Annotated in this window: 15 protein-coding genes and 1 riboswitch; of the genes, 11 read left to right on the forward strand and 4 right to left on the reverse strand. The window is 42.7% G+C overall.

Features of this window, described 5'->3' with window-relative positions; translation table 11 throughout:
• Nucleotides 1-214 precede the first annotated feature (214 nt).
• Complete coding sequence (locus B5Y67_RS11420; RefSeq protein ID WP_242975940.1) at nt 215-1,585, reverse strand: Na+/H+ antiporter NhaC family protein; 1,371 nt, start codon at nt 1,583-1,585, stop codon at nt 215-217.
• A 266-nt stretch (nt 1,586-1,851) separates the two neighbouring features.
• Between B5Y67_RS11420 and polA the strand changes: the two genes are divergently transcribed.
• The 3 genes from polA to B5Y67_RS11435 all read left to right on the forward strand — a co-directional run bounded on the left by polA (nt 1,852) and on the right by B5Y67_RS11435 (nt 6,308).
• Nucleotides 1,852-4,485 (forward strand): DNA polymerase I, encoded by a 2,634-nt coding sequence (gene polA / locus B5Y67_RS11425; protein ID WP_088226565.1) that lies wholly within the window; start codon nt 1,852-1,854, stop codon nt 4,483-4,485.
• A gap of 2 nt (nt 4,486-4,487) precedes the next feature.
• Complete coding sequence (gene mutM, locus B5Y67_RS11430) at nt 4,488-5,309, forward strand: bifunctional DNA-formamidopyrimidine glycosylase/DNA-(apurinic or apyrimidinic site) lyase (RefSeq protein WP_088226566.1); 822 nt, start codon at nt 4,488-4,490, stop codon at nt 5,307-5,309.
• 81 nt (nt 5,310-5,390) lie between these two features.
• Entirely contained in the window at nt 5,391-6,308 is a 918-nt protein-coding gene (locus B5Y67_RS11435; protein ID WP_088226567.1) for a pentapeptide repeat-containing protein, read from the forward strand.
• 322 nt (nt 6,309-6,630) lie between these two features.
• On the opposite strand, the gene B5Y67_RS11440 is transcribed toward B5Y67_RS11435, so the two are convergent.
• The 3 genes from B5Y67_RS11440 to B5Y67_RS11450 all read right to left on the reverse strand — a co-directional run bounded on the left by B5Y67_RS11440 (nt 6,631) and on the right by B5Y67_RS11450 (nt 9,527).
• On the reverse strand, nt 6,631-7,350 hold the full coding sequence (locus tag B5Y67_RS11440) for an NlpC/P60 family protein (RefSeq protein ID WP_088226568.1): 720 nt from the start codon (nt 7,348-7,350) through the stop codon (nt 6,631-6,633).
• A gap of 649 nt (nt 7,351-7,999) precedes the next feature.
• Nucleotides 8,000-8,974 carry an EamA family transporter gene (locus B5Y67_RS11445; RefSeq protein WP_088226569.1) on the reverse strand — a complete coding sequence of 325 codons (975 nt, stop codon included), beginning with the start codon at nt 8,972-8,974 and terminating at the stop codon, nt 8,000-8,002.
• A 149-nt stretch (nt 8,975-9,123) separates the two neighbouring features.
• Nucleotides 9,124-9,273, reverse strand: a riboswitch (FMN riboswitch).
• Between the two features lie 59 nt (nt 9,274-9,332).
• Entirely contained in the window at nt 9,333-9,527 is a 195-nt protein-coding gene (locus tag B5Y67_RS11450) for a DUF2892 domain-containing protein (RefSeq protein WP_088226570.1), read from the reverse strand.
• 185 nt (nt 9,528-9,712) lie between these two features.
• Here B5Y67_RS11450 and lepB point away from each other — a divergent pair, with 185 nt between their 5' ends.
• The 8 genes from lepB (at nt 9,713) to B5Y67_RS11490 (ending at nt 15,709) form a co-directional block, all read left to right on the forward strand.
• Nucleotides 9,713-10,249, forward strand: a complete 537-nt coding sequence (gene lepB, locus B5Y67_RS11455) for a signal peptidase I (RefSeq protein WP_088226571.1) — start codon at nt 9,713-9,715, stop codon at nt 10,247-10,249.
• Between the two features lie 150 nt (nt 10,250-10,399).
• Nucleotides 10,400-11,050 (forward strand): HAD family hydrolase, encoded by a 651-nt coding sequence (locus tag B5Y67_RS11460; RefSeq protein ID WP_088226572.1) that lies wholly within the window; start codon nt 10,400-10,402, stop codon nt 11,048-11,050.
• 109 nt (nt 11,051-11,159) lie between these two features.
• Nucleotides 11,160-11,804, forward strand: a complete 645-nt coding sequence (locus tag B5Y67_RS11465) for a DUF2953 domain-containing protein (RefSeq protein ID WP_088226573.1) — start codon at nt 11,160-11,162, stop codon at nt 11,802-11,804.
• A gap of 4 nt (nt 11,805-11,808) precedes the next feature.
• Nucleotides 11,809-12,246, forward strand: a complete 438-nt coding sequence (ytfJ, locus tag B5Y67_RS11470) for a GerW family sporulation protein (protein WP_088226574.1) — start codon at nt 11,809-11,811, stop codon at nt 12,244-12,246.
• Between the two features lie 105 nt (nt 12,247-12,351).
• Complete coding sequence (locus tag B5Y67_RS11475; protein WP_088226575.1) at nt 12,352-12,933, forward strand: nucleoside recognition domain-containing protein; 582 nt, start codon at nt 12,352-12,354, stop codon at nt 12,931-12,933.
• The gene (locus tag B5Y67_RS11480) at nt 12,930-13,466 is read left to right on the forward strand and encodes a spore maturation protein (RefSeq protein WP_088226576.1); all 537 of its coding nucleotides are present in this window, start codon (nt 12,930-12,932) and stop codon (nt 13,464-13,466) included. Before B5Y67_RS11475 ends, B5Y67_RS11480 begins: the two co-directional genes overlap by 4 nt.
• Before the next feature lie 51 nt (nt 13,467-13,517).
• Nucleotides 13,518-14,312, forward strand: coding sequence for a glycosyltransferase (locus B5Y67_RS11485; RefSeq protein WP_088226577.1), 795 nt, complete (start codon nt 13,518-13,520; stop codon nt 14,310-14,312).
• Nucleotides 14,297-15,709, forward strand: a complete 1,413-nt coding sequence (locus B5Y67_RS11490; RefSeq protein WP_088226578.1) for a glycosyltransferase family 39 protein — start codon at nt 14,297-14,299, stop codon at nt 15,707-15,709. The genes B5Y67_RS11485 and B5Y67_RS11490 overlap by 16 nt, the downstream gene beginning before the upstream one ends.
• Nucleotides 15,710-15,736: the final 27 nt, after the last annotated feature.

Consider the following 15,736-nt stretch of genomic DNA (forward strand, 5'->3'; position numbering starts at 1 on the left):
AGAGTCCTTATTGTTTGCTCGGAATATTCTTTGTCCAGAAACTTTAAGTATCCATATTAACGATTAACCTTACTTTGAGTTGTGAGACAACATTGTCTCGACTTGTTTACTAAGTTTCAGCCAATTGTAAGACTCTCACTTCTCCAAGTGGGAGTGGTTCTCATATCTTGCTACAGTGAGGGTAGAGTGTTCAGCTTTAGCTGAATGAGTTCACTTAGAGCGTTTTCGGTTTCTTTAAATGATGTACTGGTGACGATAGGGATTTAATTAGCCTAGAGAAGACTATTTGAGTCAGAGGTAACAGATAAAGATAAAAGGCGTAGGGGATGAATCCCGTCAAACTAACATTTAGAGTAGAAGAGGGCACAAAGGCTGCCGTGTTCCAGGGTATGACTGCTGCTAAGGGGACTGACGTATTTTCTAAGTCAAGAGCTAATTGAGTCCTTGATGATTGGCCGTTGGTATAAACGTCATTCATCAAGGAATGGGTTAAAACTATAGAGATTGTTTGACTGCAGCCGAGAATTGAGGTGAGGAGACTCATGAGTGTAGTCATCAGAAATCTTGCGGAAGGCGAATTTATTGTCCTAAGGAATTCGTTTAAATCCTTTAAAATGTCGGTTTCGGCAAAAAGGCCGGCCCAACAGCAGGATATGTAAACAACCACAGAGACTTTCCACATCGATAGGATACCACCGCCCTGAAGAATTGAGGAAAGAGGGCTGTTGGCATGAAGAGTGAAGCCAAACAGAACAAATTTAAGAATCTCAAGAACATGATAATGTTGTACTCTCAAACTAATAATGATGGCCAGCAGAATACTGACAACCATAGAGATTTTAACGTCAACCCGGGAAACAGCAAGTACCAAGATTGCCAGGGCAGGCAGCAAAACAATCCAGTGAAGGATAAATAGAAGAGAAATTTCGTTTATCATCGTGGTCCCGGTGAATCGTAACGGTTGGCAGATTGATAATCCAAGATAGGCTAGGGCAGAGAGAAGAAAGGGTAATGTCCCTGTTCGCAACATGCCTTTGATATTTGCATACAGGTCGGAATGCGTTAAATGAGCAACTAAATTTGCACTGGAGGACATGGGGGAGCAGCGGTCGCCAAAATAGGCTCCGGCAATAATGGCTCCTGCCGCGATATTACTGTCAATGTGACCGCTTTTCGCCATGATCATCAAAGCTAAGCCAACAGTGCTGACGGTGCCGAAGGAGGTTCCCAGCAAAAAGGAAACTGCGGAACTGATCAGAAAAGCGTACATAATGAATAAGTGGGGATTCATCCAGAGCATTCCATAATAAAGAATGGCCGGAGTCGTTCCAGAGGCTATCCAGAGGGAGGTAATAGCACCTACAAGAAGAAGAATACGTAAAACAAGGAGAGATTTTTTACCGCCCCGGTAAGACATTCCCATAATCTCTCGAAGGGGATATCCTCGTTGATGAGCGATGCCGGCAAAGTTGAGAAAACATAGAATCAGGGGAAAACCTATAAATATTCCTTTGAGGGTACTAAAGAGGAGGAGGACAAAAGTAATAAGCACACTGAACAAAAGATACATATTCTTATACTTCACGCTAGGTTCCCCTTCGTTGTTGAAATTTTTGATTGGCCCTGGCTTTGAATGATTGCAGCGGATGGTATTGGTATTCTCAAAGAAAGAGAGAAAGAAGTATTGGTTTACTAATGTTAACTTTTATTGTAGCACTCCATCTGATCCCAGAGCAAAACAACATCAAAAAATGTCAATAGAAAGGCTAAGCACCTTTGCAAGAGCAGTTGTGTTTGTTAGAAACAAGTGGGTATGATATAGTAAAGTGCGAAGAGAAAGGGGTTTTCACGATGCCGAAAATGCTGATATTAGACGGAAACAGCTTAGCGAATCGCGCTTTTTATGCTTTACCTTTGCTAACAACATCCGATGGACGCCCAACCAATGTGCTGCAGGGTTTTTTGACGATGTTATTTCGTTTAGAACAAGAACAACATCCGGACTACTGGGTGGTAGCTTTTGATAAAACCAAGGCAACAGTGCGTATAGAGCAGTATGCAGGGTATAAAGCCCAGAGAAAAGCAACTCCTGAAGGTTTGCGTCCGCAATTTGACTATCTCAAAGAAATTCTTGCCGAACTGGACGTGCCGATGCTGGAACTTGCAGGTTACGAAGCGGATGATCTCATCGCGGCTGTGACAAAGCAAGCTGAAACGCAGGGGATGCAGGTTCAGGTCTATACTGGTGATAGAGATGCTTTACAATTGATCTCGCCTAAGACCCATATTTATTTAACGAAGAAGGGAATCAGCGAGGTAGAATGCTACGATGAGCATGCTTTGTGGGAGCGTTATCAGCTGCGTCCTCACCAAATTATCGATCTAAAGGGCCTGATGGGAGACACTTCAGATAATATTCCCGGTGTTCCGGGCGTTGGGGAGAAAACTGCCCTAAAATTGCTTTGGGAGTACGAAACAGTCGAGGGTGTTTTAGCGAACGCCGAGAAGGTCTCCGGGAAGAAATTGCAAAGCAGTTTAAAGGAATATGCAGACCAAGCAAGATTAAGTAAAACCTTAGCAACGATGTTAACGGAGATTCCTCTGGAATTTTCTTTGGAGGACTTTATTTATCGTCGGCCTCAAGCTAATAAAGTTCTTCCCGCTTTAAATAAATACGATCTAAGAAATGTCACACGCATATGGCAGGAGCGCCACGCCAAGGATGAAGAGGCAAGGCAGGATACTGCAGAAGTGTCCCTAGCAACCTGGCCGGTCCGTGAGCTTTCTGAAGAAGGTTGGTTAACTCAGATAGAGGAATGGCAAAACTCAAAAACTGCCCTCACGTTGACTTGCCGTTATGAGAAGACCGGACTGCAAGGGGGACACTGGCTTGAGTGGGGAGCTGCTGTTTCAGAGGAGACCTTTAAACTGTCTCGAGAAGAAGTATCCTCAAAGGTTTCTGAGGCATGGCTTGAGTTGTTGGCAAATGAACAAGTTCCAAAGATTTTGGCTGATTCGAAAACGGTGGACTTATTGCTTGGGAACGAGAACAAGTGCTTAAAGGGAGTGTCCTTTGACATTGGCTTAGCATCCTATTTGATCCAATCGTCCCGCACGAAGTTTGCTCCCCTGGATTTAGTCAAAGAATATGTTCCTATGATAGATGCTTTTGATAGTATCGCTGAGGAGGCTGCAGCTCTGGCCCAAGTTGCTCCGAAATATCAACAAGACATCGAAACTTTGGGCTTGGAAGATTTGCTGCATTCGATTGAAGAGCCTTTAAGTCTGGTCCTGGCTCAAATGGAGCGTCAGGGGATTGGCATTGATACTCAGCAATTGGAACATTTCGGTGAAGGAATCAGCATTACCTTAAAACAATTAGAACAAGACATCTATGATTTAGCAGAAACGTCCTTTAACATTAATTCTCCGAAACAGTTAGGAACGATATTGTTTGAAAAACTAGGATTAGTTGCCGCTAAAAAGACTAAAACGGGGTATTCCACAGATGCTGAGACGTTGGAAGAGCTTCGTTCAGCCCATCCGATTATCGGGAAAATTTTAGATTATCGTCAGCTAAATAAACTTATGTCAACCTATGTCAATGGCTTACTTGCCCAAGAGAAAGAGGGCAGAATTCATACGACCTTTCAGCAGACCGTTACGGCAACGGGACGACTGTCCAGTACGGAGCCTAATTTGCAAAACATCCCTATTCGCTTGGAGCAAGGGCGGCAGTTAAGAAAAGTCTTCCACGCAACTGAACCGGGTTATCTCCTTCTTTCCGCAGATTATTCTCAGATTGAACTGCGTATTTTAGCCCACTATTCTCAAGATCCACTCCTTTGCGAGTCTTTTGCCTTAGGACAAGATGTTCATACCAGAACTGCCGCCGAAGTTTTTGGAATTTCCCTGGACGCTGTTACCTCAGATATGCGTAGAAGTGCCAAGGCTGTCAATTTTGGGCTTGTCTATGGCTTAACCGAGTTCGGTTTGTCCAGGGATTTGGGAATTCCCCGCAAAGAGTCTAAGTTTTATATTGAACAATATTTTAAACGTTACAGCGGCGTAAAATACTATTTGGAGAGCGTTGTCGCTCAAGCTAAACAAGATGGACAAGTCCGTACTTTATTTAATCGTCTGCGCCGGATTCCTGAATTATATCATGCTAACAGGGCCCAAAGGCAGCTAGGAGAACGGATCGCTATGAATACACCGGTTCAGGGAACTGCGGCAGATATTATGAAGTTGGCAATGATTCAAGTCGCAGAAGAGATAAAACCCTATCGAGCTGCTGTTCTCCTGCAGGTCCATGACGAACTGCTGCTCCAAGTTGCTCCGGAAGATTTAAAGAAGGCAGCTCTGATTTTAAAAGAAACGATGGAAAATGCTTTTGCTTTATCAGTTCCCATGACAGTTGATTGCAAAGTCGGACCAAATTGGTACGATATGAAGCCATATCAGCCTAATGATAATAAGGAGTAGTTATGCCGGAATTACCAGAAGTCGAAACCATTCGACGAACTTTAGCAGCACACATTAAGGGTTTAAGAATAAAAGACATATCCCTTATTTGGCCCTCCGCTGTTTGTGGCTGGAAGGATAAAAGTTTTAAAGAACTAGTCCTGGGACGCCGCATAACAGGTCTTGACCGGCGGGGAAAATATCTCCTCATCCGCTTGGATGAGGAGATGACCTTAATCGCCCATATGCGCATGACAGGGCGGCTTAATTATTATCCGGAACATAGAGAACCGGAAAAGCATACCCATGTAGTCCTTACTTTGGAGCATGGTGAGGTGCATTTTTCGGATGTCCGGAAATTTGGCAGAATACAAGCTATTCCTACTTTACTATGTGTCAAAGAGTCCTCGCTTGGTAAACTTGGTCCGGAACCTTTAGATCCTGAATTTACACCAATCGTGCTCAAGGATCGTTTAGCTAAGAAAAGAGTTGCCATTAAGGCCGCCTTACTGGATCAACATGTTCTTGCCGGATTAGGGAACATTTATGCGGATGAATCTCTTTTTCGAGCAGGAATATCTCCGCAGCGTCAGGCGGACACTCTTGCGGAAGAGGAAATCAAGCGGCTGCATAAGGCCATTCAAGACGTCTTACAAGCGGGTATTGATGCCCGAGGGACCTCTTTTAGGGATTACCGAGATGCCAATGGGGAAAAGGGACAGTTTGAACAGGCTCTCCAGGTTTATGGCAGAGGGGGGGACCCTTGCCGTATTTGTGGTGAAACTTTACAACGCTTGCGTTTAGCTGGCCGCACAACGGTCTATTGCCCAAAATGTCAAAAGTAACGTTCACTCAGCCCTTTTGAAGGGCTGTTTTTAATGGGCAAGTTATCGACATAAATTTGAGGTAAGCACGAGGTATACACAATGAAAAATCAAATTAACTCTTTAAAAAATACTCACAAGTTATTTGTCAATCGGGACTATCCATCCTCATGGTCAGATATAATTCTTCCTCAACTACGGGCCGACTGTGAAAATTGCTTTGGTTTGTGCTGTGTCGCGCTCTATTTTTCGGCTTCAGAAGGTTTTCCAATCGACAAAAAGGCAGGTCAGCCCTGCCTTAACCTGCAATCTAATTTTCTCTGTCATGTTCATAAAAATCTCCGGGAACTCGGGTTAAAAGGATGTCTTGCTTTTGACTGTTTTGGAGCAGGTCAAAAGGTTTCCCAGATTAGCTTTGCCCGAAAGGATTGGCAGAAAGATCCGGAATCGGCAGAGCAAATGTTTGAGGTGTTTCTAATTATGCGGCAGCTTCATGAATTACTCTGGTATTTAGCTGGAGCGCTGATCTTGAAGGCATCCTCTCCTATTCACGGCGCAATCAGCGCCATGCTTGAGAAGATAGAAACCTTGACTGATCAGAGACCAGATTTGGTCCTGGAACTTGACGTGGCTGCCCTTCGAGATGATGTCAATGTACTGCTCTTAAAAGCCAGCGAACTTGTACGCACTGATGCCTGCCTGGAGCAAAAAGTTCATGCAGGGCGGCGAAAGACATTTTCACGGGGAGCCGATCTTATTGGTAAGGATTTAAGGAAGTTTGATCTCAGAGGGGCCAATCTGAGGGGAGCTTATCTTATTGCTGCTGACCTGAGAGGAGTCGACCTCAGCGGAACAGATTTTATCGGCGCCGATTTTCGTGACGCAGACCTAAGAGGTGCTGATCTAAGTAAGAGTATTTTTCTTACTCAAGGACAAATAAATGCCGCCAAAGGTGATAACAGCACCCTGTTGCCACACTCACTGCTTCGCCCGGCTTCTTGGAGTTTCAAGAATTTTTAGGACCGAAACAATCGATCGTCATTCTCTAGAGGGAGGCATCTGATCTGGATTATCATTACAAATTGAAAAGGACCGGATACCCAGTCCTTTTTGAATACTATTCAAATATTATCCATTCGTAAGACTTTAACTTCTACAAGTGGGAGTGGTTCCCGTTCTCTGCTTCGGCGGGAGTAGAGTCCATCCCTTCTGCACGATAGAATTGTTATGGGCTAGGTTTTCGGCAAAAGTGTCCACAGGACACTTTCGTCACCGAAGCCCCGATGTTCAGCTTTAGCTGAACGAGTTCACTTTGTTCTGTTTTGAATTATAAAACTTTGAATTATAAAACCCGTTGAGCTCCTTTATAGGCGTTTAGCCAATAGGATAAAGTCAGTGGGTAAATGGCCACACCTTTGTGAGTTGTAGCACTAATGAATTGCGAGTTACCGAGATAAATACCTACATGGTCAATGGTTCCGTTTCCAGCCGTGGAGAAAAAGACTAAATCACCAGGTTTCAGGTCTCCATAGGACACTGAAGTCCCGACTTTTGCCTGATCCTGGCTGGTACGAGGCAGATCTATACCTTGGGAAGCGAAAACATATTGAGTAAAACCGGAACAGTCAAAACCATTGGGAGTAGTGCCGCCCCATAAATAAGGTGTTCCAAGCAGACTGTTGGCTTTGGCAATGATCCCATCAATTGTAGGAGAGTTTGTGACAGAGGCTTGGGAAGCTTGGATGGATTGGTCCTTATCTAAGGCGCTTTGAGTCAGCGGACCAACGATTCCATCAACTTGGAGATGATCATTTTGTTGAAAATTCTCTACAGCTGAAAATGTTTTGGAACCAAAAATTCCGTCGATTGGGCCGACAGTATACCCTAAATTAACTAATTCCTTTTGCAAGGTTACGACATTATCACCAGATGAGCCTAATTTCATGAGAGTTGCAGCCTGGACTGTCGGTGTGAAAGTTACCAGGTTTGTAAGAATAAATGTACTGGCTGCTAAAAGTTTAAGTTTTTGACTCCATTTATTAAATGTATAATTCTGCTGCATTTGTTACCTCCTAATGAATTTTATCACTTGTAAGTTTACGTTGTAATGTTCACTGACAAGTTATGGTTTAAATCTTAGCATCTAAAAACTCATATGAAAAGTAAAGGTTGTTGGTTTCAGGACCATATTCTTCCTAATACTTAGCTTTTCAGTGAGCGTTTTGTTATTAAAAGCAAATAATTTTTAATAGTCAAAGAAAACGGAAGAATGTCAAAGGAAGTAAAAGAGATAATTTAAAAAGTAACTTAAAGATAATTCGAAATATCTTCATAATATTGCAAACATATGTAACTGAAATTTAAACATCAGGATTGTGATGTTAAATTTCTTCGAAGTAATTGATCTGTATGACAAAACTGAGGTAAGTGTTAACCACTTACCTCAGTAATCTTTTATTTTATCCAGTTTTTATGACCCCCACTTCTATAAGTGGGGGTGGGTCCTTCGTTAACTTCAGGTGGGGTAGAGTCCTCCTTCGCCGCTAAGTATTCCTATTGGGAAAGGCGGCTCGACAATAATGTCCACTGGACATTATTGTATCTGAAGCCCCGATGTTCAGCTTTAGCTAAACGAGTTCACTTTGAAACTCTAGTAATTATAGAAATGACTCTGTAATTGTCAATGCTTAGTTCCTATATTATCCCAACTCTTATTTGCTTGCTAAATCTGCTTGCTGAGCAGATGATTCAAGGTTTAGCCCTATTGCTTCCGGTTCGTGGTTCATCCGCGATAACTGAAGTACGGCTATCCAGACTATTGCAAAACCAACCCATTGCCCCAGATCAATGGTCTGATGTAAAATCAGCCAGTTAAGAAGTAAGCCGGTTGCAGGAAAAGCAAGTTCTGCGATGGTGGCATGAGAAGCCTTCACGCCATCTAACCCCCGGTAGTAAAGGAGCAAACTTACAAGGCTTGGTACGAGCGTTTGAAACAAGAGGTTTGCCCAAACAGGTGCCAGACTAAGGGCTTTGCCAATGATAAGCCAGTTTGGATGTTGTACTAAGATAATGACTGTCAACAAAGGCAGAGCAACAGCGAATCGAAGTGCCGTTAAAGTGGTAAACGACAATTTGCCAACGAGATGTTTGCCCATCACCGTAGATCCCCCCCAAAGTGCAGCGGCGCCGATGGCAAATAAGGACCCGATAAGCTGTGAGGTGCTTGCGGCGGTGGTTGGAATGTACAGGCCAAAGGTGAGTAAGTAGGCACCAATGAGTGCAGCGATAAATAATTTCCAATAGTTTTTCCGCAATTGCTCCTTAAGGACCCAGGCGGCAAGGAGGACGGCAAAAATTGGCTGCAGTTTTTGCAGGATGAGAACAACATTTGGATTGCCATAAGTAAATCCGGCAGTAAACAGGATCGAAGCTACGGCAGATCCGCCCCAGCCGATGAATATGACGGCTAACCAGTCAGCGAGCTTTAATTGCCGCAGTTCCTGACGTTTCCAGATAAGCACTGGAGCAGCAAAGAGAAACAATAATATATGTTCCATCCAGACAATTTGAGAGGACGTCACATAGTGGAGCAATGTAACAATAAAGACACCATCAAGTCCCCACATGGCCGCTCCAAGGGCGATCCACCAAATTGCCCAAGGAGAAGATTGTTTTTTTTGCATCAAATCCAAACCCTCCATATCTTATAACATGTATTTGAATTGAACCTTCACATGTCATAGAAAGAAAATTGTGCATGAAAAATACCCCGAGAAACAATTCCTTTCACGAGGCATATACGAGGGACCAGGATAGCAGCTTGGCTAAACCTAGTCTTTACCTTCTCTCGTCCGGACTTTACCGTCGGCCTTGGAATTTCACCAAGTCAGTCGATGCATCGTTAAGGCTGCATCGAGTCGCGGGCTGAATTGCACATGCAATCGTCACCGCCGGTAGGGAATCTCACCCTGCCCCGAAGGATCAAATTCAGTTAATGAAAGTATAACAGAATTTATTGTTCTAGGGTAGCCTTATATTATAAAACTATTTCTTGTCTCGAACTTCGCAGGTTGAAATTCCCAGAATATTGCTTACCGGACAATACCTCAGTAATCCTGTTGCTATCCCCAGGAGTCCGATAAGCCCCCACCAGCTTCTGAAGGCCAGACCTAAAAGAACAATAATTGTTCCTATGATAATTCTAACAATTTGCTCGGTATTTCCAACATTACATATCATACAATCACCTCCTTATTATTTTGTCCAATATCTTGAAGGGTTAATGCAATTTAAGAAAGAGACTATAAGAAGGGACAATGATATGCTTAAAATTAAGAACATTATATAGAGAAGAACATTAAATTAGAGGGGATTTATAAACTGCAGCGAATTAAATTGGAGAACTTTTAAAGGAGGGATTTTTTTTGGCGAAAAAGCGAAGTTTAACTAAGGTAATAATAGAAGTTGCAGAAATTCTGATATTTGCCTTTATATTATCGTGGGGGTTACGGAGTAATGTGGTGGAAGCGGCAACGATACCATCGCCTTCAATGATGCCTACTATTCATGAACAGGATAGAGTCATTGTAGACAAGTTGTTTTATAAATTTACTGGAATAAAAAGGGACGATATCATTGTTTTTAACCCTCCAAAGAACTTGGATTCCAGTGGAGACTATTGGATCAAGCGGGTTATTGGCTTGCCGGGAGACAAAGTTCAAATCACGGGCGGGAAGGTCTATCTTAATGATCAGCCCCTGACAGAACCCTTTGAAATGGAAGCTCCCAATTATAATTATGGTCCTGTGATTGTTCCCAAAGATTCTTATTTTTTACTTGGCGATAATCGCAATCATAGTCTCGACAGCCATTATTGGGGAACTCTGCCCGCCAAAGAGATCGAAGGAAAAGCAGTTTTAAGATATTGGCCCTTGCAGCGGTTTGGAACATTAGCTAAGTAATGAGAAAGATTCGTGATCAGGGAGAGTTTCCTGGAAAGGACTCCCTTCTTTATTTGTTTTCTGAATTTAGTTAGAAAGATGGGGGATCATTTGACCAATACATCTCTCCAATCTTAATTATTCAATGAAACAAGGAGGATAAATTCTATCATGACCTACAAAGCTGTTATTTTTGATCTCGATGGGACGTTGGTTAACTCCCTTGAAGATATTGCTGACTCAATGAACCTGGTTTTGAAAACCTTAGACTTGAAGGCGCACGACTTGGAAGACTATAAATATTTTATAGGAAATGGTATCAGAAACCTGGTTAGTCGAGCTTTGCCTGAAGAATCGAGGGAAGAAACCTTCATTACAGAATGTTTTGATTCGATGATGAAGGAATATCGTAAGCGATGTCTTGAAAAGACGAGACCGTATGAGGGTATCCCTGAGCTGCTTGATGAGCTGACAAAACATAAACTTAAGCTTTGTGTTTTGTCTAATAAGGTAGATGAACTGACTCGGAAAGTCGTAGCGGCTCTTCTTGCGAATTGGAAGTTTGAAGTTGTTTTGGGACCTAGAGAAGATATTCCTAGGAAGCCTGACCCTACAGGCGCTTTATACATCAGTAAGAATTTAAATATTCCACAGACTGAGATTATTTATCTGGGGGATTCAGGTGTTGATATGCAAACGGCAGCTGCTGCCAAGATGTACGGGGTGGGAGCTCTTTGGGGCTATCGAGGGAGAGAGGAGTTAAGCCAAAACGGTGCTCAACGTTTAATTAACTATCCTTTGGAATTTTTAGAGCTCTTGTAGGAAATAATTGTTACAAGAAGGAATCTTTAGCATAATATGACCTTCCTTCGGACATCTTAGTTATTTAGAGAATTATTTAGACGATAGTGTTTGGTTCGGAGGGGTTACTGTGCGAGTTTTAGCCTTTTTACTCGCGTTAACGATTCTTTTTCTTTTAAGTTTGGCGATAAAAGCAGAGGTTGATTTTCGCTATCGGCGAGTGGAGGAAAAAGATCATCTGGAAATTGATTTTCGAGCATTACATGGAATTTGGCATACTCAATATCAAATTCCAACACTCCAATTGGAATGGGAAAAAGGTCCGGAATTAGAAATAGATCAAGTTGCTGAAGGAAAGGGCGGCAGGCGAAAAGCCAAATCAAGCGTACGTTTCCGATATCTCCGCGGAGGCTGGATCTATCGGCTTTGGCCTAAGCTGCGAAATTATGTTCATCAATTAGTTTGGCTAAAGAACAAGTTTTATGGCGGAATCCATTGCAAAACTATAAAATGGCGAATTGAGATTGGCTACAAGGATGCGGTACAAACAGCGATGGCTGCAGGAGCTTTTTGGAGCCTGTTTGGATTTGCCCTCGCCCGTCTCTACAAACAAGTTATCGTAGAGGTTAAGAATCCTGAACTTGTGGTAGTTCCACAATTTAAAAAAGAAGGATTTTTATGTGATATTCAATGCATATTCCAATTAAGAATCGGTCATATTATTTTTGTTGGATTTAATGCTGTGCGTAGTTTCAAGCGGGCTAGAAGGGGGTAGTAGCATGGGTAATCATCCTATAGAATTATTGATGAAAACAGCCATGGAAAGTATCCAGCAAATTGTTGACGTTAATACCATTATTGGTGACCCGGTAGAAACCCATGATGGATCCGTTATTATTCCAATATCACGGGTAGCTTGTGGTTTTGCAGCAGGGGGCAGCGAATTTTCCCCGCCCGATCAGCAAAAAGAGAGCGGAAATAATTCGGGGGATTCAGCCAACCAACTTCCTTTTGGAGGCGGTGCAGGTGCAGGGGTATCTGTTCAACCCGTAGGTTTCTTAGTCGTTGGCAATGGAACCATTCGCCTGCTGCCTGTCGATAGTAATGTCGTTATTGATCGTATCTTAGATACAGTGCCAGATCTTTTAGACAAATTGTCAGGAATGCTTCACAAAAAAAGGAAACCCTCTGATGAAATTATACTGGCCAGAGAATAAATTCTAGCCGCCCAAAATACATAGGGTACTATTCAATAAAAGAACGAGAAGATCTCGTTCTTTTTTGTCCGCCTTTTTCATAGATTTTTTCAAGGGGGGTGGGCTATGGTTAACCTCATCTGGCTTATCATGTTAGTCATCGGCATTTTGATTTCAGCAATTAATGGGCAGATAGAAATTGTCACGGTTTCGGCTATGAAAGCGGCCGAATTAGGGGTCGAGGTGGCTATTGAACTTATCGGAGTCATGAGTTTATGGTTAGGATTGATGCGTTTAGCCGAAGAAGCGGGAATTGTAAAGGGAATCGCCCGTCTTTTTGGGCCCGTCGTTCGCCTCTTATTTCCAACTCTAAAACCGGATAGTCCGGCCCTTGGAGCCATAATTATGAATTTAAGTGCCAACATTTTAGGATTAGGAAATGCAGCGACTCCTTTTGGACTAAAAGCTATGCAAGAACTGCAAAAGGAAAATCCTACGCCGGACACGGCAAGTCCTGCGATGATTACATTTCTCGCCCTGAACACCTCGTGTATAACTCTAATACCAGCAACAATTATCGGGGTAAGGCTGAAAGCAAATTCGGCTAATCCAACAGAAATTATCGGAACAACCATTGTTGCAACGGGATGTGCTATGACCTCGGCTATTATTGTGGATTATCTTTTCCGCAGGAGGGCAACAAAATGAAGGCAATTGCTGAAATTTCACGTTGGGCGATTCCGCTGCTTCTTTTGTTTATTCCGGTGATTGCCTTTTTGCGTAAAGTACCTGTTTATGAATCCTTTGTGGCAGGAGCTGAGGAAGGGTTTAATACCGGTGTTCGCATACTTCCGTTTTTAATTGGCATGTTAGTATCAATTCGAATCTTTGTTGATTCGGGAGCTTTGAACATCCTGGCCCATTGGCTGCAGCCGATATTTGCTTATTTTGGCTTGGATTCTAACGTTGCAGCAATTATTCCTTTAGCAATAATGCGCCCTTTGAGCGGATCCGGGGCCCTTGGAGTGGCGACTCAACTGATACACCAATACGGACCTGATTCATATATAGGACGTTTAGCGTCTACCCTTCAAGGAAGTACAGACACAACATTTTTTGTTTTAACAATCTATTTTGGATCGGTAGGTATACGAAAGTATCGCTATGCTCTTAAATTAGGATTATTGGCCGATTTTATAGGCTTAATTGCTTCGATCTGGATTGTGACAAAAACGTTTTAATGAATTATTTCTGCGCATACTAACAATATCCGAAAGGAGGAATTTGTTAGTATGCTTTACATTCTTTTACCCGCCTATAACGAAGCCGGCTCTCTTCCGGTGCTGCTCGATAATATTGAACAGACCTGTGCTCATATTCCTCATTTAATTATCGTAGTTAATGATGGAAGTACTGACACGACACCGGAGGTTATTACGAGGTACACTCAAATTTATTCAACGGTGCACCAAGTTGACCATGTTCAAAATCAAGGCTTAGGAGCAGCTTTAAACAGTGGATTTCAATACGTTTTAAACTATAATTCAACGCATAAGCCTTACTTGACAAGTGTTCCGGATGAATTTCCTGATATGGTCGTAACTATGGATGCTGATAACACACAACCAGCTGATCGCATTCCCTTGCTATTGGAGGCGATTCGCTCAGGTGCAGATCTGGCCATAGCTTCAAGATTTGTTAAGGGCGGAGAACAATATGGTCTTTCTTGGCTGCGAAAAGTACTTTCTTGGGGAGCGGGAAAAGTCATGAATTTTTTCCTGCCAATCAGAGGTGTCCATGACTATTCCTGTGGTTATCGTGCTTATCGGCTTTCTTTATTAGCCGAAGGGACAAGGCAATACGGGCCGAACATTATTCGGAGCCGCAATTTTTCCGGAATGGTAGAATTGCTCTTAAAAATAGCTCCCTTTGCAGATCGTGTGACAGAAGTTCCGCTAAAACTTCATTACGAATTAAAACAAGGTACAAGCAAAATGAAAATTTGGGCTACGATTTGGGGCTATGTCCAGTTAATATACCAGATTAAACGACAAAGGTGGAGTCTTGTCGAATGGGTCGAAGAGTAAGGTGGTGTTTGTTGGGATTCATTCTGGGGATTGCTCTGCTCCTTCGCCTCAAGGGGATTACAAATCCCTTACTGGATAATCAAGGATGGCGGCAGGCTGATACGGCCAGTATCGCGGTTCATATGCTTAGCCATCTGGCGGATTTCCCCAAAGTACTGATACCTCAGCTGAATTATGACGGTGTAGCACCTCAAAACGTTGAATTGGAATTTCCCTTGTTTCCCTATTTATTGGCATGGACATGGAAATTATTTGGCTGGGCAGATATCTGGGGGCGGCTTTGGGCTATAGCTTTATCATTGCTGGCAATTTACGGATTATATGATTTAGGGAAACATGTGATTTCCGAGAGGGCAGGTTATTTGGCGGCAGCGATTTATACCTTATTGCCTCTGTCGATTTATTACGGAAGAGTGGTAATGCCCGAGCCAATGGCTCAAGCTTTAAGTATTTGGGCTTTGGCTCTTATTATTCGCTGGAGAAAATCGCCTGAGAAAAAAGATGTCGGGTTGATTGGAGTTATGATGGCAGGGGCAATATTAGCTAAGCTGCCTCAGTTAATGTTGTTTCCTGTTGCTTTGATGTTTGGCTTTTACCCTTGGAGACAAGCGTATCGAAGGAAATTCATCAGCTATTGCTTGATTGCACTGGGTTTCCCTATGGTATATTATTTATGGGTACATATGAATGTCAGCTCCTCAAGCCAATTTGTATCGGGAATTATAACCAGTCAAGTTGCAGGCTCTAAACATTTGAATTGGAAACCACTTCTGAAAAGTTTACATCATGGTTTAACAGATAGCGCCCTTTTTCTGTCGGGAATGGGTTTATTAAGACTCTTTTTTAAGCGATTTTATGGACGAATAGCCCTTTTGGCGTGGGTAATCATTGCCTTGCTTTATCTAGGCATAGTCTGTGTTCGTATTCCCTTGGATTATTATCTGGTTCCTATTATGCCTCTAACTGCTTTATTAGGTGCTTACGCTTTAGAAGGATGTAAAAGGTTCCAACTCGTTCTTGTTCTCCTGCTCTTAATTGTACTCAACCGAGGATCTTATTCATATTTAAAGCCAAAATATCAATGGGATCCGGAATACTTGACCCAGGCAGAGTGGATAAAGGATCATACACCTTCTTCTAGTGTTCTGGTTTTAAGCGATCCGGTACCTATGACATTTTATTATGCCCATCGAGTGGGCTTTCGCCTTTCCGAAGTGTTAGATATGGGATATGAGAAATCTCCGGCCAGAGTGCTCTCGCAATTTCCGGGGGATTATTTTATTCGACTTCCGAAAACCCAACAACACGAACTTTTCTGGGAAAAGGTTGAAGAAGCTTACCCTGAAATTGGACCGGGGGTTTTTGCTCTCAAACAGCCAAAAATTAAGAAAGGCTAAGTGAACTCGTTCAGCTAAAGCTGAAAC

Origin of the sequence: Desulfosporosinus sp. FKB, from assembly GCF_002196705.1 — a bacterium.
Lineage (GTDB): Bacteria > Bacillota > Desulfitobacteriia > Desulfitobacteriales > Desulfitobacteriaceae > Desulfosporosinus.

Excerpts from the sequence above, each read along its gene's own strand:
- ytfJ (WP_088226574.1), top strand. The coding sequence starts at position 11,809 with ATGGGTAATCATCCTATAGAATTATTGATGAAAACAGCCATGGAAAGT.
- B5Y67_RS11475 (WP_088226575.1), top strand. The coding sequence starts at position 12,352 with ATGGTTAACCTCATCTGGCTTATCATGTTAGTCATCGGCATTTTGATT.
- B5Y67_RS11435 (WP_088226567.1), top strand. The coding sequence starts at position 5,391 with ATGAAAAATCAAATTAACTCTTTAAAAAATACTCACAAGTTATTTGTC.
- polA (WP_088226565.1), top strand. The coding sequence starts at position 1,852 with ATGCCGAAAATGCTGATATTAGACGGAAACAGCTTAGCGAATCGCGCT.
- B5Y67_RS11480 (WP_088226576.1), top strand. The coding sequence starts at position 12,930 with ATGAAGGCAATTGCTGAAATTTCACGTTGGGCGATTCCGCTGCTTCTT.
- B5Y67_RS11485 (WP_088226577.1), top strand. The coding sequence starts at position 13,518 with ATGCTTTACATTCTTTTACCCGCCTATAACGAAGCCGGCTCTCTTCCG.
- B5Y67_RS11490 (WP_088226578.1), top strand. The coding sequence starts at position 14,297 with ATGGGTCGAAGAGTAAGGTGGTGTTTGTTGGGATTCATTCTGGGGATT.
- B5Y67_RS11450 (WP_088226570.1), bottom strand. The coding sequence starts at position 9,527 with ATGATATGTAATGTTGGAAATACCGAGCAAATTGTTAGAATTATCATA.
- B5Y67_RS11440 (WP_088226568.1), bottom strand. The coding sequence starts at position 7,350 with ATGCAGCAGAATTATACATTTAATAAATGGAGTCAAAAACTTAAACTT.
- mutM (WP_088226566.1), top strand. The coding sequence starts at position 4,488 with ATGCCGGAATTACCAGAAGTCGAAACCATTCGACGAACTTTAGCAGCA.
- B5Y67_RS11460 (WP_088226572.1), top strand. The coding sequence starts at position 10,400 with ATGACCTACAAAGCTGTTATTTTTGATCTCGATGGGACGTTGGTTAAC.